The sequence below is a fragment of the Cognatitamlana onchidii genome (assembly GCF_004804355.1).
In the GTDB taxonomy this organism is placed as follows: domain Bacteria; phylum Bacteroidota; class Bacteroidia; order Flavobacteriales; family Flavobacteriaceae; genus Cognatitamlana; species Cognatitamlana onchidii.
Genome location: NZ_SRWZ01000001.1, coordinates 728205 through 755074 on the forward strand (window position 1 = coordinate 728205; position 26870 = coordinate 755074).

At 33.8% G+C, this 26870-nt stretch carries 32 protein-coding genes; 8 read left to right on the plus strand and 24 right to left on the minus strand.

Annotation, left to right across the window (positions count from 1 at the left end):
* Positions 1-3 precede the first annotated feature (3 nt).
* From E5D58_RS15005 to E5D58_RS03405, 4 genes are all read right to left on the minus strand, one after another.
* Positions 4-675, minus strand: coding sequence for a DUF4377 domain-containing protein (locus E5D58_RS15005; RefSeq protein WP_136480405.1), 672 nt, complete (start codon positions 673-675; stop codon positions 4-6).
* Between the two features lie 23 nt (positions 676-698).
* Positions 699-1322 (minus strand): leucyl/phenylalanyl-tRNA--protein transferase, encoded by a 624-nt coding sequence (aat, locus tag E5D58_RS03395; protein WP_136480406.1) that lies wholly within the window; start codon positions 1320-1322, stop codon positions 699-701.
* 66 nt (positions 1323-1388) lie between these two features.
* Entirely contained in the window at positions 1389-1766 is a 378-nt protein-coding gene (locus E5D58_RS03400; RefSeq protein WP_136480407.1) for a DUF3127 domain-containing protein, read from the minus strand.
* A 30-nt stretch (positions 1767-1796) separates the two neighbouring features.
* On the minus strand, positions 1797-2666 hold the full coding sequence (locus E5D58_RS03405) for a flavin reductase family protein (protein ID WP_136480408.1): 870 nt from the start codon (positions 2664-2666) through the stop codon (positions 1797-1799).
* 122 nt (positions 2667-2788) lie between these two features.
* Between E5D58_RS03405 and E5D58_RS03410 the strand changes: the two genes are divergently transcribed.
* Positions 2789-3943, plus strand: coding sequence for a sensor histidine kinase (locus tag E5D58_RS03410; RefSeq protein ID WP_136480409.1), 1155 nt, complete (start codon positions 2789-2791; stop codon positions 3941-3943).
* Between the two features lie 2 nt (positions 3944-3945).
* Complete coding sequence (locus E5D58_RS03415; protein WP_136480410.1) at positions 3946-4284, plus strand: hypothetical protein; 339 nt, start codon at positions 3946-3948, stop codon at positions 4282-4284.
* Here E5D58_RS03415 and E5D58_RS03420 read toward each other — a convergent pair.
* Positions 4281-4679, minus strand: coding sequence for an HIT family protein (locus E5D58_RS03420; protein ID WP_136480411.1), 399 nt, complete (start codon positions 4677-4679; stop codon positions 4281-4283). The genes E5D58_RS03415 and E5D58_RS03420 overlap by 4 nt on opposite strands.
* 2 nt (positions 4680-4681) lie before the next feature.
* Entirely contained in the window at positions 4682-5155 is a 474-nt protein-coding gene (gene greA / locus E5D58_RS03425; protein ID WP_136480412.1) for a transcription elongation factor GreA, read from the minus strand.
* A gap of 173 nt (positions 5156-5328) precedes the next feature.
* Between greA and E5D58_RS03430 the strand changes: the two genes are divergently transcribed.
* Complete coding sequence (locus E5D58_RS03430; RefSeq protein ID WP_136480413.1) at positions 5329-5751, plus strand: hypothetical protein; 423 nt, start codon at positions 5329-5331, stop codon at positions 5749-5751.
* A gap of 7 nt (positions 5752-5758) precedes the next feature.
* Here the strand turns inward: E5D58_RS03430 and pnuC (E5D58_RS03435) are convergent, their stop codons facing one another.
* The 8 genes from pnuC (E5D58_RS03435) to E5D58_RS03470 form a co-directional block, all read right to left on the minus strand.
* Complete coding sequence (gene pnuC / locus E5D58_RS03435) at positions 5759-6331, minus strand: nicotinamide riboside transporter PnuC (protein ID WP_136480414.1); 573 nt, start codon at positions 6329-6331, stop codon at positions 5759-5761.
* 1 nt (position 6332) lies between these two features.
* The gene (locus E5D58_RS03440) at positions 6333-7109 is read right to left on the minus strand and encodes a 2OG-Fe(II) oxygenase family protein (protein ID WP_136480415.1); all 777 of its coding nucleotides are present in this window, start codon (positions 7107-7109) and stop codon (positions 6333-6335) included.
* Between the two features lie 6 nt (positions 7110-7115).
* Complete coding sequence (locus tag E5D58_RS03445) at positions 7116-9293, minus strand: TonB-dependent receptor (protein WP_136480416.1); 2178 nt, start codon at positions 9291-9293, stop codon at positions 7116-7118.
* A 269-nt stretch (positions 9294-9562) separates the two neighbouring features.
* Entirely contained in the window at positions 9563-9970 is a 408-nt protein-coding gene (arfB, locus tag E5D58_RS03450; RefSeq protein ID WP_136480417.1) for an alternative ribosome rescue aminoacyl-tRNA hydrolase ArfB, read from the minus strand.
* Positions 9970-11520, minus strand: coding sequence for a DUF4301 family protein (locus E5D58_RS03455; protein ID WP_136480418.1), 1551 nt, complete (start codon positions 11518-11520; stop codon positions 9970-9972). The genes arfB and E5D58_RS03455 overlap by 1 nt, the downstream gene beginning before the upstream one ends.
* Before the next feature lie 371 nt (positions 11521-11891).
* Complete coding sequence (gene pnuC, locus E5D58_RS03460) at positions 11892-12524, minus strand: nicotinamide riboside transporter PnuC (RefSeq protein WP_136480419.1); 633 nt, start codon at positions 12522-12524, stop codon at positions 11892-11894.
* 119 nt (positions 12525-12643) lie between these two features.
* Complete coding sequence (locus E5D58_RS03465; protein WP_136480420.1) at positions 12644-13369, minus strand: geranylgeranylglyceryl/heptaprenylglyceryl phosphate synthase; 726 nt, start codon at positions 13367-13369, stop codon at positions 12644-12646.
* Positions 13366-13992, minus strand: a complete 627-nt coding sequence (locus E5D58_RS03470) for a 4'-phosphopantetheinyl transferase family protein (protein ID WP_136480421.1) — start codon at positions 13990-13992, stop codon at positions 13366-13368. The genes E5D58_RS03465 and E5D58_RS03470 overlap by 4 nt, the downstream gene beginning before the upstream one ends.
* Positions 13993-14124: 132 nt before the next feature.
* On the opposite strand from E5D58_RS03470, the gene ahcY reads away from it, so the two are divergent.
* A complete protein-coding gene (gene ahcY, locus E5D58_RS03475) occupies positions 14125-15441 on the plus strand; it encodes an adenosylhomocysteinase (RefSeq protein ID WP_136480422.1) in 1317 nt (438 codons plus the stop codon).
* A gap of 177 nt (positions 15442-15618) precedes the next feature.
* Here ahcY and E5D58_RS03480 read toward each other — a convergent pair whose 3' ends face one another.
* Positions 15619-15891 (minus strand): hypothetical protein, encoded by a 273-nt coding sequence (locus tag E5D58_RS03480; protein WP_136480423.1) that lies wholly within the window; start codon positions 15889-15891, stop codon positions 15619-15621.
* 93 nt (positions 15892-15984) lie between these two features.
* Between E5D58_RS03480 and E5D58_RS03485 the strand changes: the two genes are divergently transcribed.
* The gene (locus tag E5D58_RS03485; RefSeq protein WP_136480424.1) at positions 15985-16458 is read left to right on the plus strand and encodes a DUF1569 domain-containing protein; all 474 of its coding nucleotides are present in this window, start codon (positions 15985-15987) and stop codon (positions 16456-16458) included.
* A 55-nt stretch (positions 16459-16513) separates the two neighbouring features.
* Here the strand turns inward: E5D58_RS03485 and rpmA are convergent, their stop codons facing one another.
* From rpmA to E5D58_RS03500, 3 genes are all read right to left on the minus strand, one after another.
* Positions 16514-16774, minus strand: coding sequence for a 50S ribosomal protein L27 (gene rpmA, locus E5D58_RS03490; protein ID WP_136480425.1), 261 nt, complete (start codon positions 16772-16774; stop codon positions 16514-16516).
* 25 nt (positions 16775-16799) lie between these two features.
* On the minus strand, positions 16800-17309 hold the full coding sequence (rplU, locus tag E5D58_RS03495; protein WP_136480426.1) for a 50S ribosomal protein L21: 510 nt from the start codon (positions 17307-17309) through the stop codon (positions 16800-16802).
* A gap of 77 nt (positions 17310-17386) precedes the next feature.
* Positions 17387-17839, minus strand: a complete 453-nt coding sequence (locus E5D58_RS03500; protein WP_136480427.1) for a DUF4199 domain-containing protein — start codon at positions 17837-17839, stop codon at positions 17387-17389.
* Between the two features lie 195 nt (positions 17840-18034).
* On the opposite strand from E5D58_RS03500, the gene E5D58_RS03505 reads away from it, so the two are divergent.
* Positions 18035-18580, plus strand: coding sequence for a cation transporter (locus tag E5D58_RS03505; protein ID WP_136480428.1), 546 nt, complete (start codon positions 18035-18037; stop codon positions 18578-18580).
* 57 nt (positions 18581-18637) lie between these two features.
* Here E5D58_RS03505 and gldD read toward each other — a convergent pair whose 3' ends face one another.
* From gldD to mutY, 4 genes are all read right to left on the minus strand, one after another.
* The gene (gene gldD / locus E5D58_RS03510; protein ID WP_136480429.1) at positions 18638-19219 is read right to left on the minus strand and encodes a gliding motility lipoprotein GldD; all 582 of its coding nucleotides are present in this window, start codon (positions 19217-19219) and stop codon (positions 18638-18640) included.
* 2 nt (positions 19220-19221) lie between these two features.
* A complete protein-coding gene (locus tag E5D58_RS03515) occupies positions 19222-20550 on the minus strand; it encodes a gliding motility-associated protein GldE (RefSeq protein WP_136480430.1) in 1329 nt (442 codons plus the stop codon).
* A 48-nt stretch (positions 20551-20598) separates the two neighbouring features.
* A complete protein-coding gene (locus tag E5D58_RS03520; RefSeq protein WP_136480431.1) occupies positions 20599-21048 on the minus strand; it encodes a single-stranded DNA-binding protein in 450 nt (149 codons plus the stop codon).
* Positions 21049-21135: 87 nt separating this feature from the next.
* Positions 21136-22179 carry an A/G-specific adenine glycosylase gene (gene mutY / locus E5D58_RS03525; RefSeq protein ID WP_136480432.1) on the minus strand — a complete coding sequence of 348 codons (1044 nt, stop codon included), beginning with the start codon at positions 22177-22179 and terminating at the stop codon, positions 21136-21138.
* Between the two features lie 142 nt (positions 22180-22321).
* On the opposite strand from mutY, the gene E5D58_RS03530 reads away from it, so the two are divergent.
* Positions 22322-22612 carry an HU family DNA-binding protein gene (locus tag E5D58_RS03530; protein WP_019386001.1) on the plus strand — a complete coding sequence of 97 codons (291 nt, stop codon included), beginning with the start codon at positions 22322-22324 and terminating at the stop codon, positions 22610-22612.
* Between the two features lie 343 nt (positions 22613-22955).
* Positions 22956-24500 (plus strand): Rne/Rng family ribonuclease, encoded by a 1545-nt coding sequence (locus E5D58_RS03535; RefSeq protein ID WP_136480433.1) that lies wholly within the window; start codon positions 22956-22958, stop codon positions 24498-24500.
* 84 nt (positions 24501-24584) lie between these two features.
* Here E5D58_RS03535 and E5D58_RS03540 read toward each other — a convergent pair whose 3' ends face one another.
* Both E5D58_RS03540 and E5D58_RS03545 read right to left on the minus strand, forming a co-directional pair.
* On the minus strand, positions 24585-25589 hold the full coding sequence (locus E5D58_RS03540) for a DUF4421 family protein (protein ID WP_136480434.1): 1005 nt from the start codon (positions 25587-25589) through the stop codon (positions 24585-24587).
* Positions 25590-25767: 178 nt separating this feature from the next.
* Positions 25768-26799: an aldo/keto reductase gene (locus E5D58_RS03545; RefSeq protein ID WP_136480435.1), complete on the minus strand. Its 1032-nt coding sequence runs from the start codon at positions 26797-26799 to the stop codon at positions 25768-25770.
* Positions 26800-26870: the final 71 nt, after the last annotated feature.

A 26870-nucleotide genomic window follows, 5' to 3' on the forward strand; every position in this document is an offset into this window, starting at 1 on the left:
AAATTAATCTGTTTTTTTAAAAACCAACAAAACTTCTTCATCCTGAAACACAAAAAGTTTGCCTTTTTCAACCTTATACGTATTAGATTTCATAAGAAGTTCCATATACTTGAAAGACCAACTATCGTTTGGACATGCCATCTTAGTAGATATAGCTAATCCAAAACCTATTTGTGAATCATTCAGAGTTTCTAAGGTTCCACTGTAATTATTACAGCCGTCGTTTCCCAAATAACTTTTGGCATTAATATTAATTTCTAAAACAGGCAATCTATCAAATACATCGGAAGCTGACTGAACTTCCAACTTATCTAAAACCCAAATGTCATTGACAGCAAATCGAGTATCTTGCTCTTTACTAATAAGTTTAACCAAGGTATACTTTAATGATGAACCATCTGCAGGAATTAAATCTTTTGGAATAGTCTCTACAACAACTTCAATGGTGTAAAGAAAACCTGGTTCGAAAGTAAACCCTTCAATGGTAGAGTAAAAATTAGACCAGTTAACATCTACTCCTTGCTCCTTTACCTGTAAACATGACATAGGGGCCACACCTGTGCATGGCACTTTAAAGCTATTTACCATAAAGGTTTTAGTATGATTCTTATTACTAGACGAACAAGAAACCAAAATGAAACTAAAAACAATAAGCAAACCTTTTAATATTTTCATGATAGCTATTATAAATTGTTTAACTATAAATAACTTAAGAACTCTTCTCGAGAAAGCGCTTCTGCGCCCAAACTTTCAAGATGTTTGGTATATACCTGACAGTCAAAAAGTTTATAAGTTGATTGTTGTATAAAAGTAATTAATCCTACTTTACTGGCATTACTTATTTTTGAAAACATACTCTCTCCACAAAACACACCATTTCCTAAATCGACCCCATATAAACCACCAACCAAGGCCTCTTCATACCATACCTCAACGGACTTAACGTAACCTAACGCATATAGTTTCGTATAAGCTTCGATCATTTTTTGTGTTATCCATGTACCGTTTTGCCCTAACCGCTTAATACCAGCACATTGCGTTATAACTGCTTTAAAATTTTGGTTAATGGTTACTTTATATCGTTTATTCCTTAAAACTTGTTTCATACTTTTTGAAACTTTAAGTTTTTCAGGAAACAGCACAAATCTGGGATTCGGAGACCACCACAATATGGGGGTATCTATTTCAAACCATGGAAAAATACCACTTCGATAAGCCAATAATAACCGTTTTACAGATAAATCTCCACCAATAGCAAGCATGCCATCGTCGGTAGCTTCTTCAACCTTTGGAAACCATAATTCATCTGATAAATAATACATGTTAATAAAAATAAAAAAACCTCAATATTATGAACATATTGAGGTTTTAATTAACACTTTATTGCCCTAAAAAGGCAAGTCGTCATGATCGTCTTCCTTTAAATCTCCAGCAGGTTCGAAAGCATCAGCTGGTGGTACAGGAGGCATATTTGCACCAGAAGCCTCTGCCTGCAGTGCCTCTATTCTCCAACCTTGAATAGAATTAAAATACTTCGTTTCTCCTTGTGGATTTACCCATTCTCTCCCTCTTAAGTTAATGTTTATTTTTACCTGTTGGCCAACTTGATAATTGTTCAACAAATCTGTTTTATCTTGTACAAACTCCACCATAATATGCTGTGGGTATTGTTCTTCAGTAGTTACTACAATTTCTCTTTTTCTAAACCCATTACTTCCAAAAGTTTGAGTTTCTCCAATCATTTTTATTCTTCCTTGAACTTCCATTTACTAATAATTTATAATTGTTTTATTCTGTTAACTTAATAATACTTTCCATGCGCTTTGAACATCACCAAAGCTTAAATAATTTCTCGCCAATTTATGTTTCTCCCTATGAGTGGCCGTTTTTATATTAGGATAACGTCCTCCTACTTCTTTTACAAAAGTTTGTACGCTTAACTGGTCAGGCAAAGCTTCCACATTACCCAACATTCCTAAATCATTTCCTGTTAGTACCATACTCTGCTTTACGTGCTCAGGCAAACTATCAACACCTATACCTTTTGAGGCAACTGGTTTTGGTATTTCAAAAAAACCTTTCCTCGCTCTTGTATAAAAACTACCTCCAGCTCTAGCTACTAAATCTAACTTTTTTTGATTGATCTCTTCATTTTCATCTAAAACCTCATCATCAATGTGTAATTTAACAACCTCGCATATCACTAAATTCCCTGCACCACCCTCTTTTCCTAATGCCACAATATCCTGAACCTTACATTCAAACTGAATAGGCGATTCGGCCACTCTAAACGGCTTAACCATTTCAGATTTTAACATGGTTAATCCTGCTTTATCAAACTCGTTTACCCCGGCTGCATATTCTGTACTACTCAAGGACATTTGATGTACAATGTCATAATTCACCACGTTTATTACAACTTCCTTTACTTCTATTACATTGTGCAACGTATGCTTTGTTGAGTTGTCTCGAACCCTTCTAGCTGGTGAAAAAACCAGTATTGCCGGATTAGCGCTAAACACATTAAAAAAACTAAATGGTGATAAATTAGGGTTGCCTTTTAAATCAATGGTACTAGCAAAAGCAATTGGTCTTGGAGCAACTGAACTTAGCAAATAGCTATGTAATTTACTAGTTGACAAGCTTTTTGGATCAATTGAAGGCATTTAACACACTATGTTTCTACAAATGTAATTAAACTGTAACGCATCTAAAAACTGATTTACTAACATCTTGCGCAATAATATTAACAGATTTACATTATATTACAAATTAAATTAAATTGTTCATGATTTTTATAAAACATAGCAATCTATTTAGATGGATTATAATTCTTGCCTCTTTCACCGTGGTCTCGTTAATTCTTTGGAAAACATATGAATTTTTTCAACATTTTAAAGAAGAAGAACGCACCAAAATGGAGATTTGGTCATTTGCTCAAACAGAATTAATTAACTCCGACGTTAATACCAATCTTGATCTTACTCTAAAGATTTTAAATAGTAACTCCACCACACCCGTACTTGAAATTAACAGTGACGGAAGTGTTGGAAGTCACTTGAATATTGACGATTCTAAACTTGACAACAAGAAGTTTATTGATAAACTCGTGACCCAATTTAAGGATGAAAACACACCTATTGAAGTTGCTTTTGGTGGAAAACTAAACAGTACTATTTACTATGGGAACTCTCCATTGCTAAACAAATTAAAATATTACCCTTTAGCCTTACTTCTTATCGTTTTTCTTTTTGGCGCCGTTATTTTCTTCTTTTACAGTAGTACTAAAAATGCCACTCAAAACAAGTTATGGTCGGGTATGGCAAAGGAAACCGCTCACCAAATAGGCACTCCTTTATCTTCCCTAATTGGCTGGACCGAAATACTAAAGACCGAGCATGTAAACTCTGAATATATTGTTGAAATAGAAAAAGATATTAACCGCCTTAAAACTATTACTGAACGTTTTAGTAAAATTGGATCCTTACCAACTTTAGAAAAAGCCGACATAATAAAAGAAACTGTCGAGTCGTATGATTACTTAAAGGCTAGGTCTTCTAAACTTATTGACTTTGAAATTGATACGCCTAAAGATGAAATCTTCATAGATCTTAATAGACAACTTTATAGTTGGGCAATTGAAAATCTTGTAAAAAATGCCATTGATGCTATGAAAGGCAGAGGAAAACTCTCTGTTAAAATTACATCATCAGACAACTTCGTACGGATAACCGTTAAAGACACTGGAAAAGGTATTTCTAAGAAACACTTCTCTAAGATTTTTGAACCTGGATTCACCACTAAAAAAAGAGGCTGGGGACTGGGATTATCCTTAACAAGGCGCATCATTGAAGATTTTCATAATGGCAAAATAAAAGTCCTCGAATCTGAAAAAAACAAAGGTTCTACCATACAAATAAGCTTGCGACATAATACTTTATAACCATGATCGAAAAGTTTGTAGATATAAAAGAAGTTTCGCTAAACAACAACTGCCCTGAATGTTTCAGTAAAGAAGGACTGCGTCTAAAATTTAGTCAAAAAATTGTTGAGACTCGATTTTACAAGTCTATTACCTCAAGCATTAAGTACGACCTGTTTTGTAAAAACTGTAATACAACTATTTACCCTGTGCAATGGACACAGGATATTGAACAAGTTGTTGAATACCAGCAAAAGGCATTCAAGCCTAAACAAAACTCTACGTTTATAAAAAAATTAACTTGGGTGTTGGTGGGAGTAAAAATAGCGTTTATTTCATTGCTACTGCTCGCTTTCTTTTAAAGCTTTCTATACTCGACATATATAGCCTTTGCCAATTCCTGAAATTCTTCAGGAGACAAACTTGCTTTGTGAATAAACCTTGCATCATCCATAAAATTTAAAGGAATAAGATGAACATGCACATGTGGCACCTCTAAACCAATAACACTTAACCCAATTCTATCACAAGAAACCACTTTTTTAAGAGCTAAAGCCACTTGTCTTGAAAAAGACATTAATCCGTTATAAGTAACTTCATCCAAATCAAAAAGTTTATCAACTTCCTTTTTAGGAACACATAGGGTATGGCCTTTTGTATTTGGACTAATATCTAAAAAAGCAAAAAAATCACCATTTTCAGCAACTTTATAACAAGGAATATCTCCATTGATTATTTTAGTGAAAACAGAAGCCATAATTACCTCGAAATTTCTATTACATCAAACTTCATAACCCCATTTGGCACTTGTATTTCGGCTACATCACCTACAGATTTTCCTAATAAACCCTTTCCTATGGGAGAATTAACAGAAATTTTACCTGAGGCCAAATCTGCTTCACCATCAGCCACCAAGGTATAAGTCATTTCCATACCATTGGTTTGGTTTTTAATTTTTACTTTTGATAGCACCAAAGCTTTTGAGGTGTCTAACTGCGATTCATCAATAACGCGTGCTCCAGCCAAAGCATCCTCTAACTTCGATATACGCATTTCTAGCATGCCTTGAGCTTCTTTAGCAGCATCGTATTCAGCATTTTCACTTAAATCACCTTTATCTCTAGCTTCAGCAATGGCTTTAGATGCTTTTACACGTTCTACATCTTTAAGCTGTTGTAACTCGTCTCTTAACTTTTTTAATCCTTCTGGTGTATAGTATGATACTTTACTCATAACTTCATTGTTTAGTTAATAACAAAATATGCTGAAATAAACTCCAGTAAAAACATCTATTGAAGCCTTCAGCAATAAAAAAATCCCGTTTTCACGAGATTGAATAACAAATATACAAAATATTCCAGTCAATTTACTTTTTGTTGTAAATTGCCAATCTATTTTTTACACCTATGAGGTCTTTTTTTTATCTTCTTTTTGTGCTTTTATTGATATCCTGTAGCAACAACTCCAATGAGGAAAGCGAATGTAATTTTTTACTCGATTTGGGTGTTAATTTTAGTATCGACCTAAGCCTTCCTCAATATAGTCAATTAAACTTTGCAGGAAACTCCATTTACGTACCAAGCCAAGGCAATGCAGGGGTTATTGTTGCTTCGACAGGAACTGATTTCTTTGCGTGGGACGCGGCAGACCCAAACCATTTACCTTCGGCCTGCTCTGTGATTACCCCTAAAGGTCTTACTGGAAAATGTGGTTGTGACGATGGCAATAGCTACAATTTCGTTACAGGACAATCTGAAGATGGTTTAAGATGTTCTCTAAGAAACTATAGGGTGGAAAAAAACGGAAATACTCTTGTAATATTTAATTAGGAAAATACTAAACTAAAATAGTTTGTTGAGACATTTTCTTTTTCCATTTATAATAGCCAACAAAAGAAAAAACCAAATACACGAAGGTTAGAACTGTGTAGTAATTCAATTCTTTTTGTAAATAGAGCACTATTGTCACGGCATTTATCACTATCCAAAATTTCCAGGCACTTAACTTTTTTCTGGCTTCAAGAAAACTTGCCAAAAAACTAAATAGCGTTGTTTGCGCGTCTAAATACGGCATGGCTGCATCAGTATATTTCGAAAAAACAAACCCAAGGATTATAGCTAAAATCTCTGTGATAACAATTTGATAAACATAACTCAAATTATGGAAATCGGTTACAGGAAGCGACTGATTCTTAGTTTTTGGAGCATTCCAATGGTAAAAGCCATAACAACCAATTACAACGTAGTACAGATACAAAATTGCCTCAGAATACAAGGCGGTTTTATAAAATAATATAACACTAAACAGAGATCCTACAATTCCAAACGCCCAACAAATTATCTGTTCACGTATTAGAAAAAACAAATAAGCAAGACCAAAAATTACCGCCAGAATCTCTAAATACAACATTCTAAAACAGGTTTAAATAATCCTTATAGTACCCTTCTGATGTTGATTCAACACCATTAAAACTCCATTTGGAATTGGGTTTAGGTATGGAAAAAAAAGCAAAAGAAAACCGGTCTTTATCAAAATCTTTAAAGCCTACTTGATGCGACAAGGCTTTATAGGTTCCTTGAGTTAAATACTCGAGTAAATACCCTGGAAATACCACAACGTTATCGGTTGCATAAAGGGCTTTTTGCTGTCCATTTTCATCGCTGTATGAAAATCCGCTTTCTGCACCAAAAATAAATACCGTAAAAAGTGACACGTCCACATGCTGTGATAATCTCGACCCCGATTTTTGATGCCTTGTATCAAGCCTCGGATAATAATTACATGACGCCATATGCCCTATATGTTCTTGATAAAAACCATCTAATCTGGGTATTTTCAACTCAGCAATTAGTTTCTTTTCTATGTTTTTAATTTCTGAAGTTAAGCGCAACCATTCTAAATTTAAAAACTCAGAAAACATAGGAGGAAACAATGAAGGTTTAGTAAATTCAGATAGCACGAAAGAGTGCAACAAATCAAAATCATATTGATTGCTGCTATCCTTCTGTCCCATATAAGAATACCCATCAAAAACAGTGTTTATATGCTTTTGCAGAAAGCGTTGTTTATAGGTCTCTGGTTGATTTAAAAACAGCTCAAAAGCCTTCTTTAATACCATATTAGAAGATTTAGGAATAGTTGTTTCAACTATTCCTAAATCTGAAGCTATTATATTTCCTTTAAACATTAAGGCTTAAAACTTGAAAGTGGCACCAAGCAAGAAATTGGCTGTCGCTTGCGGGTAATAACCAGCAAAAGTTCCTGTGGTAACACCTGTAGGGCTATCAGGATCTTCAAAATCAAAAGTTCCAAAATAACCGTTAGATACATATTTTACATTAAAAATATTATTAACCAACCCTGTTAAGATTATTGATTTAAACAATTTACTAGGCTTTATTTCATAAACTATATTGAAATCATTTACAAAATAACTGTCTAATTTGGAATCTTCACTATCTATGTTACCCATGTACTGTTCTCCAACAAATTTGCTCAACAATGATAATTGTAAATTATTTACAGGATAATAATTCAATGCGTTTCCAATAACTACATCTGGTGAAAAAGCAATATTCGTTTCGCCTAAATCTACAAGTTCACCATTAATCTCGCTTTTAAAGTCTTGGTTTCTATTTCTACTAACAGCAATATTGGTATTCATACTGAAGTTAGATAGAAACTGGATATTAGCATCTATTTCTAAACCTAAACGGTAACTCTTTCCGCTAGTTGCTCTTAAAGGACTACCAACATCATCAAGTGCACCTGTTAGGACCAATTGGTTTTGGTAAAACATATAATACAAATTTGTATTTAAACTTACCTTTGATGTGTTATAACGCCATCCCAACTCAATATCATTCAGCGTTTCATGCTCGGTAACGCCATTTTGAAAATCGTCTCTATTGGGCTCTCTGTTCGCTCTTGCATATGAAGCATAATAACTACTAAAACCTGAAGACTTATAAGTTAAACCGAATTTAGGATTGAAGAAATTGAATTCTGCATCGGTAATAAATTCATTTCTATTATTATCTAAACCATCGGTTTTATAGGTAACAAATCTGCCTTGCAAGTCAACATAACCAGTCAATTGCTCATTAATGTTAAAGGATGCTTTTGAAAATACACTAAAGTCATTTTTAGTGGCATCACCTTGGTAATAACGATCTCTTATTTCAGCATCCTCAGAAAAACGACGTGCCCAAATCACTTCACCAAAATGATCTCCTAAATATGAGCTATATGATAAGCCTGAAATAATTTCCAAACCCGTATTTTTATAAGTCACATTGCCGTTAACTACATAGAAATCATTATCTAACCAACGGCGCCTAATTAAGTCTGTAATAGGAATTTCCTCGCCATCATCATTAATATACGAATCTGTTGGTAAAACAATGCCATTATACAAGTCAATTTCATCAGTTTCTGATTCGTATTGTTCAAAATACCCTTTTCCCTTAGTATAATTTAATCCCAGATTGGTAGACCATCGATTATCTATACGCTCATTCCAATGTAATTGATAATGATCTTGCCAATAATTATCAGTTTCATTATCGTAGGTATAAGGGTTTTGCCTTCTATCTTCTTCAAGTTGTTCAGCTGTTAATCCAAACCAGGACTGGTAAGTGCGCTCTGAACCTCCAAAAACAAGTGCTTTAATTAATCGGTTATCATCTTTATATACACCCTGAAGGAAATATGATTTCAAATCTGAAAATGCACGATCAACATAACCGTCAGAATAAATATTGGACAAACGCCCGGAAATCTCAAAGTGATCATTTAACAATCCTGTACTCATTTTAACAGTATGTTTTCGGGTATTAAAACTACCAAAGCTATTTGAAATCTCTCCATAGGCTTCCTTTGAATATGCATCGGTTAGTAAGTTTAAACTAGCCCCGAAAGCCCCCGAACCATTGGTTGATGTACCAACACCACGCTGTAACTGCATACTTTCAGTAGATGAGGCAATATCACCCAAATTTACCCAAAAAGTTCCTTGACTTTCTGCATCATTATATGGAATTCCGTTAATGGTTACATTCACACGTGTTGCATCTGTACCCCTAACTCTAATTCCTGTATAACCAACACCTGCTCCAGCATCACTTGTTGTTACAACAGACGGTAAATAATTTAAAAGAATAGGAATATCTTGTCCTAAATTACGTTTAGCAATTTCTTCTTTAGAAACGTTAGAATGGGTAATAGGTGAATCTGCATCAACCCGAACTGCTTTTACAAGTACTTCATCAAGTTTTTCTGTTTTTGTTGAATCTTGTGATTTTTGATTTTGTTGTGCATATGCACTGACTGACAACACTAAAAGTGTTAGAAAAAGAAAAATGTTTTTCATGTCGATTAATTGATTTAATCGAATAAAAAGAGGTAATTATTCTTTATTGTTAATAATTAATTTATTTGAGCGCAGCAAACTGCACAGCCAAGCTTTAGAATTTGCTAAAACACATTATTGTGCTTCTTTAACGCTCACAATCCCTAAACAGCATTACCTGTTCTAGGTTCATTGGGTATGATCTCAGCCGAAAATAGGCACCCCTTTTTTGAGAACGGCGCAAAAATAAGAACGATTAATGAATTATCTATTATGTATTGCAATTATTTTTAGTCCAGCTTAGGCTTTCTTCTATTTACTTTTTTTAACGAACGTATTTTTTTACACTTTAATCGTTTTTGAATAGCAGACTTAGAAATTTTCGTTGGGACTCGCTTTTTTCGAATAATTAATGCGGACTTTAATAATTCCAACAAACGCTTTGTTGCAATCTCCTTGTTTTTATGCTGGCTTCTTGACTCGTCACAAAAAACAACTAATAGCCCGTTTTTTGTTAATCTATTTTGAAGTTTGGTTTTTAATATTTCTGTTTGAGATTCATTAAACACTAGAGACTCATAAAGATTAAAGGTTATTTCAACCTTACTTGAAACTTTATTGACATGTTGTCCCCCGCTACCAGAGCTTCTGATGGCTTTAAATTTTAACTCCTCTAGTAACTGTTTCTCATTAAACATTATAAGGCTTGATGGGCTGGCTTCAATAAATCATTCACATTCTTAACTGGGTTAAAGGTATTTAGTGGCACCTCAACAAAAATGGAATTCCAAAACGCCATACTGCCATTCCAAAGCCCCGGTAACTCAAGAGCTTTAATATCAACGCCATTTTGGGTTTTCATGGTAATAAAGGCAGCATCAGGATCTACAAAATCCATTAAATCAAACTTCTCACCTTTATAATTTCTCACTCCACAAACCACATCTGTAGGATTAAAATGTGTTGCCTTATAAACAAGCCTTTGCTGCGCTTTGCTCCTAAAATCTATTTGAGCAAATTCAACAATTTGTAGCGACACATGGCCATTAACATCTCTCACCCAAAAAGGCCCTCCCCCAGGCTCTCCTTCATTTTTAACCATTCCACAAACGCGAATGGGTCTATTCAATTTATCTTTTAAAAAGATTATTTTGTCTGCTTGATCTAAACTTTCGAAATCAACCGAAATAGATATATTTAACCTATACCTTAAAAACAGAAGCATTATTTTCATATCTGCATCAGAAATGCTTCCGCTATCAAGTAAATTTAAGTACTCAAAAACCTTTTCCTGCGCCTCCAATAAAACACCAGCTAAAAGCTTTTTGAAGGCCGAAACTTTAATGTTTTTCTTAGCCACAACTATATTGTCAATATTCTTTATAAAAACCAAATCATAATCCAAATCATTCAAATTCTCAAGAAGTGCACCATGACCAGCAGGTCTAAAAAGAATGGACCCGTCTTCATTTCTATAAATATCGCCTTTCGATGTTAACGCAACCGTTTCCGTTGCTTCCTTTTGGAATGAATACGATACATTAAACATCGTTTTGGTTCTATCCTCTAAGTGATCGACAATAGCTCCAAACTCTTTTTTAAAATAAAGATGATGTTTTTCGGAAACTGTAAAATGGATATTGGACTTACCTTTCGAAGAAGCATAAAGGGTAGATTCAAATAAATGCTCTTCAAAAGCAGTTTTCACTTGGTCTTCATACTTATGAAAAGGCAACAAACCCTTTGGTAAAAAACTATAATTTAACCCATCTTTATCTAACATTATTTTAACAAAATACCATTGCCTTTCTCCTTCTGATAAAGTGTCAAAATCTGGAACTACTTTATTTAGCTTTAAGGCTACTTCTTCATAAAAAGGGAAGGCTTCTAGTTTTGAAAAAAAAGGTTCAATTAAATCGTCATTTTTACGGTCCGCATACGCCTTGACGGTTTCTTTTAGTGGCTCAAACTCTTTTAAAAACTGAAAAAGAAATTTAAACATTCTTGTAGCAGCTCCAGATGCAGGCACAAACTTCACAATCGATAAATTGTCCTTTTTAGAATCGTATAAGCTTATTAATTCTTCTATTTCATCTCCATTGTAACTCTCAATTCCCTTACCTACGGTTGCTGCCGACACCAAGTTTGAAAAAGACATACCATTTTTTAAGCGAGACACTTGTGCTTGTATCTGGTCAAGCGTTATGCCTTTTTCCTTTATCTGTTCAATATCATTATCCAAAAACATATCTTAATTAATAGCTTTTATTAGTATTTAGTTTAAATATCTCTTTTGTACTTCTCAGTCATCTTTTAATTCCAACTTACAATTTCTTTAAGGCTAATTCTTTAAAACGGTATGTTTAAGAGACGAGGCAATATAAATCAAAAAACATAAATCGCAAATGCATTTTAATTAGTATTTTCCACGAATATCGGAACATGTATACAATAAAATAGAAGCACCTATATCATTTAATTTCCTGGAAACCATTAAATAAAAAAGGTTTAATATATTCTTTTTCAATTCTGAAAACACAGTACTGAAAAAACTGTAGCAGCTTCCAAATTATCTGAAAAATAGGCTTGATAAGAGCCTCTATAGAATACATTATAAAATCAAACCTTTTGCAGTTTCTTATTCACAATTTCCCGCCATGTTAAATAACCAAAAATGGCAATTAAGGTAAACCCAAAATACTGTAAACTCGTAAACGTAAGACCTTTATGGTAATACAAAGGAATTGAAATAAGATCGCCGACAATCCAAAAAATCCAATTTTCAATTTTACGTCTGGCCATTAGCCACATACCTACAAAAAATATGGCAGTAGTTATGGTATCAACATATGCAACCCAACTTGTCCACTTATTAAATGTTATGTAAACTAAATACACAAATAGCAAGGTAGCCATAAACAATAAAGCTCCAACTTTCTTTTCATTACTGGTTGTTCTCGATATTGGTGTTAAGTGCGTCTTGTCCACCCGCCTCGTCCAAACATACCAGCCATAAACACTCATGATAAAATAATAGGCGTTTATCATCATGTCTCCCAGCAACTCCCATTTTAAAAGCAAATACACAAAAATAAGTGTACTTACCATACCTGTTGGAAAAACCAGCACGTTATTTTTCTTAGAAAACCAAACCGATGCAAAACCAAAGAATACCGCAATTATTTCAAGAATAATATCGACCGTTTGGTATTGTGCATACTGTTTAAAAAAGAACTCAAAAATAAGACTCATAATCTTTCGGAATTAACGGACTCTTTAGATATTTTTCACATGTAACCATTAGTCTTTTTTAATTATTTAAAAACATTTTAACTTGGCATAAATGTTAAGTATTCTAAATACTTGATAATCTATTTTTTTAATTCGTTAAAAAAAGATTCATCTTCTTCAAAAGCTGTACCAATAACAACTAAATCTGCTCCTGCATTATATGCGCTATCTAATTGCTGTTTATTTCTTATACCACCACCAACAATTAATGGAATAGTCAATTCATCCTTAACCGATTTAATAATTTCTTGAGACAACGGAATTTTCGCACCACTTCCTGCCTCTAAATACATTAGTTTTAGCCCTAGAAACTCGCCCGCTTTTGCAGTATCTATGATGATTTGGATGCCTTTTCGCGACAAGGGCTCTGTTTTTGTTACCTGGGAGGTTGCCGTCACAGTTCCGCCTTCAATTAAAATATACCCTGTTGAAATGATTTCTAAATCAGCCTGTTTCAACACGGAAACAGACTTTACATGTTTTCCAATTAAATAATCTGGATTACGACCAGATATTAAGGATAGAAATAACAACGCGTCTGCCTCACTTGTAATCTGAGACACATCCCCTGGAAATAAAACTATTGGTAAAAATGTATATGCTTTTATTTCTTTAACTAAAATATACGTAGCGTCTTCGTCTACCGCACTACCGCCAACAAAAATATGTGTGGCTTTGGAATTATTTACTTTTTTGATAAACGCACTTGTGTTTTTAATTGAAAATTTATCAGGATCAATTAAAACAGCTAAAAGCTTATTGCCATTATTACGAGCTTCAAATATGTCTTTATATATCTTTGTCATGCAATAGCATATGCACAAGTAAAACCTTCGAACTCAAAAAACTGGATGTTATATCGACATTTGTTATCCCTATAATCAACCCAAGCCACGGTATTATTTTCATCCAAAGAAAAAGGAACAACCAAACAGTGCTTTTTAAAACTCAACCCTGGTGTGGCAAAAAGCTTATATAAAGATTCTTTTACGCACCAAATCACCGTTAGTTTTTTAATATAGTCTGCGCTGTCTTCATCAACGTAATCTAGTTCATAATCAAGAAACTTATGGGCTATAATTGAGATTTTATCTCGTTGTTTTTCAACATCAATCCCTACTATTAAATCACTAATAATAACCGCCGAAAATTCGAAGGAATGGGTTATCGATATTTGTTTACCATCTTTTAAATGTGGCTTACCATTATTATCATAAAACAAATCTGCATCCGTATATCCAAATTCTTGTAATAGGTGTCGTACACTTAAAAACCCACGTTGATGGAGTTTACTCTTCATGCCTAAAACCCGCTCTAAAGCAACTGGTTTTAAATTCACCTGTTTCATTAAATCTTCATAAGACTCGGTAATTTTCCAGATTTTAACTGTAGTTTGGGAATTTGGATGAATGGTTTTATAAAGAGGCATTTATTTTATGGAAGTTATTGATTATCTTTGCACCGCCTAAGTAGATTGCTTTTTCGGTAAGCGAATTTAAGTATTTTAAATACCATACACAATCAAAAAAATTAGGTTTAAAAATCAAAAAGAAAATTGAATATGAGCACAAAAACAATTCCTTACGTAGCTAGTAAAGTAAAAGACATCTCACTTGCAGATTGGGGTCGTAAAGAAATAGAATTAGCCGAAGCTGAAATGCCGGGGCTTATGAGTCTGCGCGAAGAATACAAAAACGAGCAGCCTCTTAAGGGTGCGCGCATTGCTGGTTGTTTGCACATGACCATACAAACAGCAGTGTTAATTGAAACTTTACAAGCTTTAGGAGCAGAAGTCACTTGGAGTTCATGTAACATATTCTCTACTCAAGATCAAGCTGCTGCGGCAATTGCTGCTGCTGGGACTGCTGTTTATGCTTGGAAAGATATGACAGAAGAAGAGTTTGACTGGTGTATTGAACAAACCTTGTTCTTTGGAGAAGAGCGCAAACCTTTAAACATGATTTTGGATGATGGTGGCGATTTAACCAACATGGTTTTAGATAAATATCCAGAATTAGCTGCTGGAATAAATGGTCTTTCGGAAGAAACCACCACAGGAGTTCATAGATTATATGAGCGTGTAAAAAACGGCACATTACCGATGCCTGCTATTAACGTAAATGACTCCGTTACCAAATCTAAATTTGACAACAAATACGGCTGTAAAGAAAGTGCTGTAGACGCTATTCGCCGTGCAACCGATGTGATGCTGGCAGGAAAACGTGTAACTGTTTGTGGTTATGGAGATGTTGGTAAAGGTACTGCAGCTTCTTTTAAAGGCGCAGGAAGTATTGTAACGGTAACTGAAATTGATCCTATCTGTGCCTTACAAGCGGCTATGGACGGTTTTGAAGTTAAGAAGCTTGAAACAGTAGTAAGCAATTCCGATATTATAATTACTACCACTGGAAATAAAGACATTGTTCGTTCTGAGCATTTCAAAGCTATGAAAGACAAAGCTATTGTTTGTAATATTGGCCATTTCGATAACGAAATTCAAATGGCTTGGTTAAACGAAAACTACGGAGACACGAAGGTTGAAATCAAGCCTCAAGTTGATAAATATTCTGTTGATGGCAATGATATTATTATTCTTGCTGAGGGTCGCTTGGTAAACTTAGGTTGTGCCACGGGTCACCCTAGTTTCGTAATGAGTAATTCGTTTACAAACCAAACTTTGGCGCAAATCGAACTTTGGAATAATGCTGATGCCTACAAAAATGAGGTTTACATGCTACCAAAGCATTTGGATGAAAAAGTAGCTAAACTACATTTGGAGAAAATTGGTGTCGAGCTTACAGAACTAAAGGAAGATCAAGCTGCATACATTGGAGTTACCGTTGAAGGTCCCTATAAACCTGAACATTACAGATACTAATTAGGAATTTGATATTCTCTAAAATAATAAAATCCCAAGCAAACCATGCTTGGGATTTTTTCTTATAACACTTTGTATTTAAATAAGTACAGAATCCAAAACTCTTCATACAAATCATTCCTGCGATATACGGATTTAAAATAAATCCTATAATTAAAGATATAGAAACACACTTAATTATTCATCTACCATATCCTCTTCAAAATACCACCATAAACTTGAATCTATTGAGGCTTTCATTTTATTGATATCCACATGGTCTTTTAAAAAAATGGTAATATTTTCTCCAGCTCTATTTTGACCATGGGTCTCTCTAATTTCAATGGTTTCAATTTCTTTAAAGTGCTCTAAATGCTTTTTAATTCTAGCATCTAAGGACTCATCCGTTAAAAAAACTTTAATGGTAGGTTGCGTAGGGGAGTTTCTAATTTCAGATCTAAACGGCAGCATAATCACATAATTTCTAGTTAGACATACTCAATTGCGAGAGCAATAGCTTAAAGTTAAGAATTTAATTAATATCTTCTAAATTATTTTTCAACGATGTCTAAAAAACACATTAGTACTTTATATCAATTATTAGACAAAATAGAGACTGCCATCCCTCATCTTGACCGAATAAAGCCTTCTATATCTAAGGTAGAGGTCGGATGGCATTTAGACCACTCCCTAAAAGTTATTAATCGGGTAACCACGATTTTACTTAAAACAAATCCTAAAAAACACAAGCGTGATTTCAATTTAGCTAGAAGCGTATTATTTCCTTTGCATTTTATTCCTAGAGGAAAAGCAAAAGCTCCAAAAGTTGTAATGCCACCAGAAATCATAACTTTAGAAAGTTTGAACCAGCAATTAACCGAAGTTAAAAAGCAAATAGATCGCACTAAACCACTTCCTGAAACCTCTCATTTTATTCACCATGTTTTTGGTGTGCTTTCCAAGCAACAAACCCTGAAGTTCTTGGCGATACACACCAAACATCATTTAAAAATTGTAACCGATATTTTAAACAAATAAAAAACCCTTCCTGTGTAAAAAGAAAGGGCTTTACTTCGTTTAAGAAAATTATTTCCTAAGCCTCAAAAGGCTCAATAGAAACGTAAGATTTGTTGTCTTTTTTCTTAGTAAACTTAACAACACCATCTACTTTGGCGTGTAAAGTATGATCTTTTCCTTGGTATACATTCTCACCAGGATGATGAGTGTTACCACGTTGTCTTATGATAATGTTTCCAGCTAATGCAGCTTGACCACCAAAAATCTTAACACCTAAGCGTTTCGATTCTGATTCTCTACCATTTTTCGAACTTCCGACTCCTTTTTTATGTGCCATTTTATTTCGATTTTATTTTATTATACTAACTTAAAGCAGCAATTAAATCGGCTTTCTTCATTGAAGAAATTCCATCTATACCTCTTTCTTTAGCTATAGTTTTTAATTCAGCAACCGTTAATTTGCTTAAATCTTGCACATCATCAGCTTTTGGAGCTTCAACTTTAGCTTTAGGTTCTTCTTTCTTTTCTGCTTTTTTTGCTGGGGCAGCTTTCTTAGCTCCAGTAGAAGCAATACTTTCAATTACAATTTCAGTTAAAGATTGACGATGACCATTTTTTACACGGTAACCTTTACGTCTTTTCTTTTTGAATACTATAACTTTATCACCTTTAAGGTGTTTTAAGACTTTAGCTCCTACCTGAGCTCCGTCTATAGCCGGGGCGCCTACAGTTACATTGTCACCTTCACCAACTAAAAGAACATTATCGAAAGAAACTTTCTTACCTTCTTCTGCTTGCAAACGGTTAACAAAAACTTTTTGGTCTTTTTCAACTTTAAATTGTTGCCCTGCTATCTCTACAATTGCGTACATAGCGTAACGTTTTTATTAATTTATTTGTTTAAAAAATGAGTGCAAATATACTGCTAATTAATTAAACTGCAAACGTTTTAGGAATTTTGAGAAATATTTCTGGAGTTTTTAAAAAGCTGCATAACTGTAAGCGACGCCACCACGCTCGTAGCAAATCCCATTATGGCAACAACAAATGCTACCATGCCAATATCTGCATTAAAATGTCCGTTTACAGTTTCAAGTAATTGTGGCAAAAATTCTGCGTTAACTTCTGTGGCATAAAACAAGAAAAAGGCGGTAAACACAATAGTCGCAACAAACCCTGTGACCAGTCCTGTTTTAAAACCTTCTGTATAAGAGAAGCTTGCAGGGTTTTCAAGCTTACTCAACCTAACAGCTTCATAAACACCCAGCCCAGTAATAAGTGCATTAACAAAGCTAAAAGCAGGGTTTATATGTTTATCAACCAACGCTAAAACCAAAAAATATGCTATTAAAACTGCACTAGTTACTAAACCAAAGCGAATAGGAAGAGATAATTTTTTCATAATGACTACATGTTTATTCTTCTTAAATTTCGGTAAAATTTGTGAATAATAATAATTTCAAGCTATAATTCTTAACATGAACACCTTAACAAACCAATTAGTTGTTTAAGAATTTACACCTTAAATTCTGCTTATTAACTTATAACAACATAATAATTTAGTAAGTTTGTAACATTCAATTCTAAACCTAGACATATGAAACTCTTGAAACATATTTTATTGCTTTCATTGATTGTAGCAATTGTTAGCTGCAAACAAAAAGAAGCTGAAGTTAAAACTATTGAAGTTGAGACTACAGCTGTTAAAGAAATAGATCCTAATGCTACCTACGCTAAAGCTGAATTTACCATTGATGGCATGACCTGTGCCATTGGCTGTGCCGCTACCATTCAAAAGAAAATTTCGAAAATGGACGGTGTGAAAACTGCAACAGTTGACTTTGACAGAAAGCTAGCCATGGTTGAATATAATGAGGCTAAAGTAACACCAACAACACTTGAAGAGGCTGTTTCTAAGGTTTCTAACACTTATAAAGTGAGTGATATGAAAACTGTTGAAACGTTCTCTTCGGAAAAAACATGCGCTTCAGACTGTAAAAAGGCGTGTTGCAGTAGTAAGGATAAAAAAACTTGTAAAACTGGCTGTACAAAAGACTGCTGTAACAAGGACGCTAAAAAAGGTGAAAAAATGGCCTGTAAAGCAGATTGTAAAGAAACTTGTTGTACTAAAAAAGCAGCTTAAACCAAGAATAAATCATACTTTAAATAGAAAAGGTTGCTTAATTTGAAGCAACCTTTTCTATTTCCAATTAACGGATTCCATTATACGCTTCATATCTTTCTGCAGGTAATTTGCAGCTGGTAAGATAGAATCGTAATTAGGTTTAGCATAGAAATACAAGGATCCTGTTAGAAAGTGATTCACACTATCTGTTACATAAAACTGTGCAGGCGAAGCCACATTACCTCTCACTTCTGCAAAGGCGCCATACACTTTACGCTCGTCATCTTCAAAAGCTGTTACAGGGATTTCATCTGCCTTAACGGTGTGTTTTTGTGTGAAATTTTGAGCATCCCTTAGAAAAGCTTTTAAATTCTTTCCCTTTTCATCTACTGTTTTATAGGTTAAAAATATAGTCCCCTTAAGTTGTGGGTACTCAATATTTAAACCATAACTTCTGGTAGAAGCGCTAACTTGCTTTATACTTACTTGGGATAGTTGTTCATTTCTTTCAAAAGTAAAGGGTACATCTAAATCGAGAGCGACATAATGAGCCCTAGGGTATTCTAATCTTAAAAACGCTTTTGGCTTGGGCACATAATCTTCACTACATGAAAGACAGAATAACATTAAACCTAATACACATAAAGACTTCATCATTCTTAGTTAATTGTAAATTTTACAAGTTTAATTCTCTTTTTGTCCATGGCTTCTATAGTGAAAACGTAATTTTCAAAATTTATTTTACTATTTAGCTTAGGAAAACTTCCAGAAATTTCTAGAACAAAACCAGCAATAGTCTCCGCTTCCCCTTTATTCTCCTCAAAAACAGTATCGTCCTCAACTTTAATAATTTTATAGAAATCCTTTAAAGCTGTCTTACCCTCAAACACATAATTCTTCTCATCAAGCTTTGAATAGGTTAAATCTTCATCATCGAACTCATCACTAATATCTCCAACTATTTCTTCAATAATATCCTCTAAAGAAATTAATCCTGAGGTGCCTCCGTATTCATCTACAACAACCGCTAAGTGCACTTTTTTCTCTTGAAATTCTGCCATTAAATCATCTAATTTCTTGTTTTCAGGCACAAAAAAAGGTTCACGCAACAAGGTTATCCAGTCAAATTGTTTTCTATCTAAATAAGGCAACAAATCTTTAACATATAAAATGCCTTCAATAGTATCTACATTATCTCTGTAAACTGGAATTCTTGAATACCCATTGGCAACGATTTCAGGCATAATCTCTGCATATTTCTGTTCAATATTCAAAGCAAAAATATCGATACGAGGCCTCATAACCTGCTTTGTATCAGTATTTCCAAAAGACACAATCCCTTTTAAAATTTTATGCTCCTCAGTTGTTGTATCCTCTTCACTGGTTAGTTCCAAAGCTTGCGATAGCTGATCAACACTTATATTAGACTTTTGTTTCCCTAATTTATTATGAATGCCAAGGGTAACACTGCGCATTGGTAAGCTAACTGGCGATAAAACCACATCTAAAACGCGAAGTGGATACGCCATAAACGTTGCAAACTTTACATTATTTCTGCTCGCATAAATTTTCGGCAAAATTTCTCCAAAAAGCAAAATTAAAAATGTAATAACCACAACCTTTAGAAAAAACACCAAACTAACTTTAAAAAAGAAGAAATTAATTTGAGTAGTAATATTTGAGAATAATACATCACTTATTGCTGCAAATAAAATAACCACTGCTATATTTATAAAATTGTTTGCCACCAAAATGGTAGCCAAAAGTTTTTTGGGACGCTCGAGCAATTTGGCTACAATCTGTATTCGTTTATCCTTTTGCTCTAACCCCTCTTGGATATCACCTAAATTAAGGGAAAACATAGCAACTTCTGCCCCAGAAATTAAGGCTGAGCATACCAACAGCGAAAAAAGCATTATAAAACTAAAAACAACCGAAGGATCAATTGCTATAAATATTGATAATAAACTGACAGGATCAGGATCCAATTACTAAGGTTTTAATTAAACATAGTTCTTGATAAAGTATCAAGAAAATTAAAATGGCAAATCATCGTTATCTCCTTCAATTGATTTGCTTTGACCCTCCTCTGGAGTAGCCATCGGACTTTGACTTACAGGATCATTTTGGGTATTACCAACGCCATCCCTTTTAGTAGAAAGAAAGGTAAAATCATTGCATTGAATTTCAGTCGAGTAGCGTTCATTTCCTTTATCATCGGTCCATTTCCTAGTTTTTAACCTGCCTTCAATATAAACTTTATCCCCTTTGCTTAAATACTTTTCGCAAATTTCCGCCCCCTTATTTCTAACCACTATATTATGCCATTCTGTATTCGTAACACGTTCGTTAGTCTGTCTATTTGTATAGGTTTCATTGGTTGCCAAAGGAAAACGTCCAATACAACCTCCCCCTTCAAAATAGTGCATTTTAATCTCATCTCCTAAGTGACCTATTAGCATTACTTTATTTAAAGTTCCTGACATATCATAAAATTAATTAGAAAAGCAAAATTAGTCAATTGCTACTCATTTTATTAAAATTAATAAAAAAATATGAGCATGCTAGCCCTTCTATTGAAAATTAAAAGTTTTAAGAAAATTTTCTATCAAAACAGGTACAGGAAAGTGTTCTAACTTGTCAATATACAGACCTTTAATCGGTAATCTATCAACACTAACCACCCAAAACTTTGTATACAAATGCTGATGGGATAATTTATGTATTATGGGCTTCTCATTATATAATGAATAATTATACGATCTATCTGTAAACAGTTTATAGTTTTCAAAGGTATTTTGAAAACTGTTAGCATTAAGTTCTTTTACTGTTTCAATAAGCGGAAATTGGTATAGGTTCTGCCAAATGCCCTTTCCCTGTCTTTTTTCAAGAATCGTTTTTCTATCCTCAGAAATAAAGACCAGAAAATTAAAGTGTTTTCTTTTGGCCTTTGCCAACTTAATTTTAACAGGTAACTCATGTATCCTGTTCGTATTAAAAGCTATGCATCTAGTATTGAAGGGGCACTCATGGCAATACGGATTCTGAGGTTTACAATGCGTGGCTCCAAATTCCATAATAGCCTGATTAAACTCCTCCGGTCGTTTCGCATCAATTAAGTTTTGAGCTAAATTCTTAAACTCTTTGGCTCCTTTTGATGAGTTTATTGGAGTTTCTATACCATAAAAACGCGCCAGCACACGATATACATTACCATCTACCACAGCCACTGCTTCATTAAAACAAATGGAGGCAATAGCACTAGCAGTATAATCGCCAACCCCCTTTAGTTTAAGTAAGTCTTTATAGTTGTTAGGAAATTTACCCTTTAAGGATTCTGCAACAAATTTGGCAGAGGCATGTAAATTTCTGGCTCTCGAATAATAGCCCAAACCTTGCCATAGTTTTAGCACGTCACTCTCTTCGGCTTTTGCCAAATCAAAAACAGTAGGATACTCGTTCACAAAAGCTTCATAATATGGTAACCCCTGTTTAACTTGGGTTTGTTGTAAAATAATTTCCGACAGCCATATGTAATAAGGATTTTTGGTTTCTCGCCATGGCAAAAAACGCTTATTAACTGAATACCAATCAATTAAAGTTTTTGAAAATATCATGAATTATCTAAATCGAGGTAACAAAAATAAACGTTTATAATATTAAATTTTAGTGAATTAGGTTTGAAATATTGAATATTTAATTCCTATATTTGCATCCCTTTTAGAATTTATAATAACCCAATAAAATATAATATTAAAAATGACGAAGGCTGATTTAGTAGCAAAAATTTCTGAGAAATTAGGAATTGAAAAAGGTGACGTGCAAGCAACGGTTGAAACTTTTATGGAAGAGGTAAAAACGTCTTTAGAAAGTGGAGATAATGTTTACTTAAGAGGTTTTGGAAGCTTTATTATTAAAACAAGAGCTGAAAAAACAGGTAGAAATATTTCAAAGAATACTACTATCAAAATACCTGCTCATAATATCCCTGCATTTAAGCCAGCAAAAGTATTTGTTGAAGGCGTTAAAACAAATGTAGACGTTAAATAAAACAACCTGTGCTGATTTGTTTCAGCAGTAAAACGAATTATTAATTTAAAAGACACTATTTATGCCAAGTGGTAAAAAACGTAAAAGACATAAGGTAGCGACTCACAAACGTAAGAAACGTAGACGCGCTAACCGTCACAAAAAGAAAAAATAAATCGAAAAAGTAGTTAGGTTAACTACTTTTTTTGATTTTAAAAACAACAAAGTTCTTTGAAATGAGTTCAACAATTTTTTAACATCGAATGATGGTTTTTTTGAACTCCACGGATTAAATCCTGTGAAAAAATAATGTATAATCCATCTATCACTTCAAAAAAACAAGTGGTGGATTAAAATTAACACAATGGATAAAGAATTGATTATTCGATCTAGTTCCGATAATGTTGATTTTGCCTTATTAAAAGATGGAAAACTTATTGAATTGCAAAAGGATGAAGATAGTAACGACTTTTCTGTTGGTGATGTGTTTATAGCCAAAATAAGAAAAGCTGTTCCCGGGCTAAATGCTGCATTTGTAAATGTAGGTTATGAAAAAGATGCATTCTTGCATTATCATGATTTAGGGCCCAAACTACCCTCCCTTTTAAAATTCATAAAACGTGTAAGCACAGGTAAACTTAAAGATTTTACTTTAAAAGATTTCCCATTTGAAAAAGATATTGAGAAAGACGGTAAAATTACCGACGCCTTAAAATCTAATCAATCGCTATTAGTACAAATAGTAAAAGAACCTATATCGACCAAAGGTCCTAGAATTAGCTCAGAGCTATCTATTGCTGGAAGATATATTGTTTTAGTCCCTTTTTCTAATCGAATTTCTATATCACAAAAAATAGAAGATCGTGAAGAAAAAGATCGATTAAAACGATTGGTAAAGAGTATAACTCCCCAAGGTTTTGGTGTTATTGTTCGTACTGTAGCTCAAGGCAAAAAAGTAGCTGAGCTAGATAAAGATTTGCAAAATTTGCTTAGTCGATGGACGGCAATGTGCAAAAAGCTACACAGAGCGCATCATCCAAGTAAAGTATTAGGAGAAATGAATAAAGCCTCATCTATTTTAAGAGATATATTCAATGATACCTTTACAGGAATTACAGTAGATGATGAAGAGCTCTATTATCAAATTAAAGATTACGTGCAAGAAATTGCACCCAAGAAAGAATCAATAGTAAAATTGTATCAGTCTAAAGTTCCAATTTTTGAGAAATACGGAATTGAAAGACAGATAAAAACCTCGTTTGGCAAAACGGTTTCTATGGCAAAAGGTGCTTATCTCGTTATTGAGCACACCGAAGCCCTTCATGTTGTAGATGTAAACAGCGGAAATCGCTCCAACAAAGCCAATAACCAAGAGGATACAGCACTAGAAGTAAATCTTATAGCTGCTACCGAAATAGCCCGCCAACTGCGTTTACGTGATATGGGGGGCATTATAGTGGTGGATTTTATTGACATGACTAATGCTGAAAATAGGCAGAAGCTTTTTAATCACTTTCGAGATGAAATGAAAGATGACAGAGCAAAACACAAGATACTGCCTCCAAGTAAATTTGGATTGATACAAATTACAAGACAACGTGTTCGCCCGGAAATGAACATTAAAACCAGAGAGGAAAACCCTAATGGTATTAATGGCGCCGAGGTTGAAGCTCCTATTGGGCTTATACAAACCATAAATCACGATCTTGAAAAACTATTTAAAAAAGACTACAAAAAGGTGACCTTAAACACACATCCTTTTATAGCAGCCTTTTTAACTAAAGGCTTTCCATCTATTCGTTCTAAATGGTTTTTAGAACACAAAAAGTGGGTAAAAATTTTACCTCGCGATGCTTACACATACTTAGAATATCATTTTTTTGACAAAGATGGTAATCAAATTAAATAATTTAAAACCCGCAACTTATATAAGTTAGCGGGTTTTTTGTTTTCATATTACCATAGAGCTTACACGCGCCCCACAACTATCACGCTAAGACTTTCTTTTTCGTTTTTTTCCTCTGCCTAATTTATAGCCAAAAGCTAACTTGGCTTTTGAAAGATTAAAACGATACTTGTTATCATAGCCCAAATCTGTTGAATAAAAACCTCCTCCATAAATTAAATTAACATAATAACGCTCCATATTATAACCTAATGCAAATGTATAATCAACCTTAAAGAGTAAATTGTTAGATGGCTCATAACTTGTATCTACTAAGGTTACATGTTTATAGATAAGTCCTATACCAGGCATAATATTACAGGATGCCGAAATATTATAAGGCAACCCCAATACTGCCAAAACACCCCCCAAGACTCCTGCAGAAACACTATTATATCGTTTTATTTGGGCCTGATCATTAAAAAACAGATCAGCACTATCTTCTAAAATAGTATTATCCGCAGAAAAATAATCAAAAAAGCAAAACGCCCCAAAGCCTCCGGTAACGTAAAACTTTCTGTTCACATTATCCAAACCAGCCTTTAACATAGAGTAGGAGAATTCAATATCTGGAATGGTACGTAAAGTATTAAAGCCAATAGTTACTGACCTGATATCATCTCGAAACACCGTGGGTTGATCAAAATTGTTTTTTACATTGAACCCTTTATAACTTTGTACATAAAAATTAACATAGTTCTTTTTTCCAATAATGGTAGTACCTTGCATATCAAAGCGCTCAGTAACCTCCTCATCATTTCCTTTTATATTAAAAGCAATATCAATTAGTACTTTACTGCTTGAAAAACCAAAACCTATCCCAGATCTATTTTTAGGTACATAACGTAATTTAAAATCGTCGTTAAGAATAACAAATTGCTTGACTTTATAATTAGCAAAAACTCGTAAAGAATAATTAGAGAGCTCATGATCTACAAACCGCTTATCTACAAGCTCGATAAAATTTAAAGAATCTAGTTCCTTTAATATTTGAGAACTTACAGGTGTTGAACCCAATAAAAATAGAAATAAAATAAGGGTTTTTTTAACCATATATATTTAGTTCTCCAAACTGATTTATTATTTAAAACAAAGCATTACAATAAGTTTAAAGCCTCTTAGACAATATTAACACAAGTCAAAACCTATCTTGCATGCTCCGCTCCAAACCACGTATTCATTTTTGCTGATAACAAAACAACCTACTTAAATTTATAAGCACATATGCTAATCAAGCTGCTGGATTAGGAATAGCTTGATGTACTTCATTTATTTCTTGTAATACCTCTTTTGAAAGCGAAACATTTATGCTTTCTATATTTTCTTTTAATTGAGCTAAGTTAGTAGCTCCAATAATATTACTAGTAACAAATGGTTGCTGATTTACAAAAGCTAAACTCATTTGAGCCAGAGACATATTATTGTTTTCAGCAATCCTTAAATAACGTTTTGCTGCCTCAGTTGACTGCGCACCACTATAACGCGAAAACCTAGGAAACAACTTCAATCGAGAATTATCAGATGCTTGTTCTTTAATATATTTCCCAGACAAAACACCAAAAGCCATAGGAGAATAAGCCAACAAACCAACTTTTTCTCTTAATGACACCTCGGCTAAATCTGTTTCAAAAGTTCTAGTAAGCATTGAATAAGCATTTTGAATGGTAATAATTCTGGGAAGGTCATGCATCTTTGACTCTTCTAAATAACGCATCGTACCCCATGAATTTTCATTAGAAATACCAATATGTCTAATTTTACCTGCCTTAATAGCCTGACCTAAGCTATGTAGTATACTGTTGAAATTATCCTCCCATTTCTCATCAAACTTATAATCTCTAACTCCAAATCTGTTAGTATTGCGTTCTGGCCAGTGCAATTGGTATAAATCTATATAGTCTGTCTGAAGTCTTTCTAATTCTAAATCAATGGCTTCTTCAATTGATTTAGCACTAAATCCAGATGTTCTTATATGCGCTGTGTAATCACCCGTACCAGCAATTTTAGAGGCAATAATCACCTTATCTCTTTTACCAGGTTTTCTAATCCAAGACCCAATAATTCTGCTTGTAGCTCCCTGGGTATTGGCATTTGCAGGAACTGGATATAATTCTGCTGTATCAATAAAGTTCACTCCTTGATCTATAGCATAATCTAATTGATCATGCCCCTCGGCTTCACTATTTTGATTGCCCCAGGTCATTGAGCCTAAACAGATTTTACTAACTTTTATCTGGGTATTTGGAAGTGTTGTATATTTCATTTTCAAAATTTTCTAACAAATTTAAAAAGATAAAACCTTTTGAAGAAATGACCTTCAAAAGGTTTAATACT

Excerpts from the sequence above, each read along its gene's own strand:
- E5D58_RS03530 (WP_019386001.1), top strand. The coding sequence starts at position 22,322 with ATGACGAAGGCTGATTTAGTAGCAAAAATTTCTGAGAAATTAGGAATT.
- E5D58_RS03520 (WP_136480431.1), bottom strand. The coding sequence starts at position 21,048 with ATGTCAGGAACTTTAAATAAAGTAATGCTAATAGGTCACTTAGGAGAT.
- E5D58_RS03535 (WP_136480433.1), top strand. The coding sequence starts at position 22,956 with ATGGATAAAGAATTGATTATTCGATCTAGTTCCGATAATGTTGATTTT.
- gldD (WP_136480429.1), bottom strand. The coding sequence starts at position 19,219 with ATGATGAAGTCTTTATGTGTATTAGGTTTAATGTTATTCTGTCTTTCA.
- E5D58_RS03445 (WP_136480416.1), bottom strand. The coding sequence starts at position 9,293 with ATGAAAAACATTTTTCTTTTTCTAACACTTTTAGTGTTGTCAGTCAGT.
- E5D58_RS03470 (WP_136480421.1), bottom strand. The coding sequence starts at position 13,992 with ATGCCTCTTTATAAAACCATTCATCCAAATTCCCAAACTACAGTTAAA.
- E5D58_RS03465 (WP_136480420.1), bottom strand. The coding sequence starts at position 13,369 with ATGACAAAGATATATAAAGACATATTTGAAGCTCGTAATAATGGCAAT.
- rplU (WP_136480426.1), bottom strand. The coding sequence starts at position 17,309 with ATGTACGCAATTGTAGAGATAGCAGGGCAACAATTTAAAGTTGAAAAA.
- ahcY (WP_136480422.1), top strand. The coding sequence starts at position 14,125 with ATGAGCACAAAAACAATTCCTTACGTAGCTAGTAAAGTAAAAGACATC.
- E5D58_RS03400 (WP_136480407.1), bottom strand. The coding sequence starts at position 1,766 with ATGGAAGTTCAAGGAAGAATAAAAATGATTGGAGAAACTCAAACTTTT.
- E5D58_RS03480 (WP_136480423.1), bottom strand. The coding sequence starts at position 15,891 with ATGCTGCCGTTTAGATCTGAAATTAGAAACTCCCCTACGCAACCTACC.
- E5D58_RS03540 (WP_136480434.1), bottom strand. The coding sequence starts at position 25,589 with ATGGTTAAAAAAACCCTTATTTTATTTCTATTTTTATTGGGTTCAACA.
- E5D58_RS03455 (WP_136480418.1), bottom strand. The coding sequence starts at position 11,520 with ATGTTTTTGGATAATGATATTGAACAGATAAAGGAAAAAGGCATAACG.
- E5D58_RS03420 (WP_136480411.1), bottom strand. The coding sequence starts at position 4,679 with ATGGCTTCTGTTTTCACTAAAATAATCAATGGAGATATTCCTTGTTAT.
- arfB (WP_136480417.1), bottom strand. The coding sequence starts at position 9,970 with ATGTTTAATGAGAAACAGTTACTAGAGGAGTTAAAATTTAAAGCCATC.
- E5D58_RS03545 (WP_136480435.1), bottom strand. The coding sequence starts at position 26,799 with ATGAAATATACAACACTTCCAAATACCCAGATAAAAGTTAGTAAAATC.
- pnuC (WP_136480414.1), bottom strand. The coding sequence starts at position 6,331 with ATGTTGTATTTAGAGATTCTGGCGGTAATTTTTGGTCTTGCTTATTTG.
- rpmA (WP_136480425.1), bottom strand. The coding sequence starts at position 16,774 with ATGGCACATAAAAAAGGAGTCGGAAGTTCGAAAAATGGTAGAGAATCA.
- E5D58_RS03430 (WP_136480413.1), top strand. The coding sequence starts at position 5,329 with ATGAGGTCTTTTTTTTATCTTCTTTTTGTGCTTTTATTGATATCCTGT.
- E5D58_RS03500 (WP_136480427.1), bottom strand. The coding sequence starts at position 17,839 with ATGAAAAAATTATCTCTTCCTATTCGCTTTGGTTTAGTAACTAGTGCA.
- E5D58_RS03415 (WP_136480410.1), top strand. The coding sequence starts at position 3,946 with ATGATCGAAAAGTTTGTAGATATAAAAGAAGTTTCGCTAAACAACAAC.
- E5D58_RS03440 (WP_136480415.1), bottom strand. The coding sequence starts at position 7,109 with ATGTTTAAAGGAAATATAATAGCTTCAGATTTAGGAATAGTTGAAACA.
- E5D58_RS15005 (WP_136480405.1), bottom strand. The coding sequence starts at position 675 with ATGAAAATATTAAAAGGTTTGCTTATTGTTTTTAGTTTCATTTTGGTT.
- greA (WP_136480412.1), bottom strand. The coding sequence starts at position 5,155 with ATGAGTAAAGTATCATACTATACACCAGAAGGATTAAAAAAGTTAAGA.
- E5D58_RS03405 (WP_136480408.1), bottom strand. The coding sequence starts at position 2,666 with ATGCCTTCAATTGATCCAAAAAGCTTGTCAACTAGTAAATTACATAGC.
- pnuC (WP_136480419.1), bottom strand. The coding sequence starts at position 12,524 with ATGAGTCTTATTTTTGAGTTCTTTTTTAAACAGTATGCACAATACCAA.
- mutY (WP_136480432.1), bottom strand. The coding sequence starts at position 22,179 with ATGATATTTTCAAAAACTTTAATTGATTGGTATTCAGTTAATAAGCGT.
- E5D58_RS03505 (WP_136480428.1), top strand. The coding sequence starts at position 18,035 with ATGAAACTCTTGAAACATATTTTATTGCTTTCATTGATTGTAGCAATT.
- E5D58_RS03410 (WP_136480409.1), top strand. The coding sequence starts at position 2,789 with ATGATTTTTATAAAACATAGCAATCTATTTAGATGGATTATAATTCTT.
- aat (WP_136480406.1), bottom strand. The coding sequence starts at position 1,322 with ATGTATTATTTATCAGATGAATTATGGTTTCCAAAGGTTGAAGAAGCT.
- E5D58_RS03485 (WP_136480424.1), top strand. The coding sequence starts at position 15,985 with ATGTCTAAAAAACACATTAGTACTTTATATCAATTATTAGACAAAATA.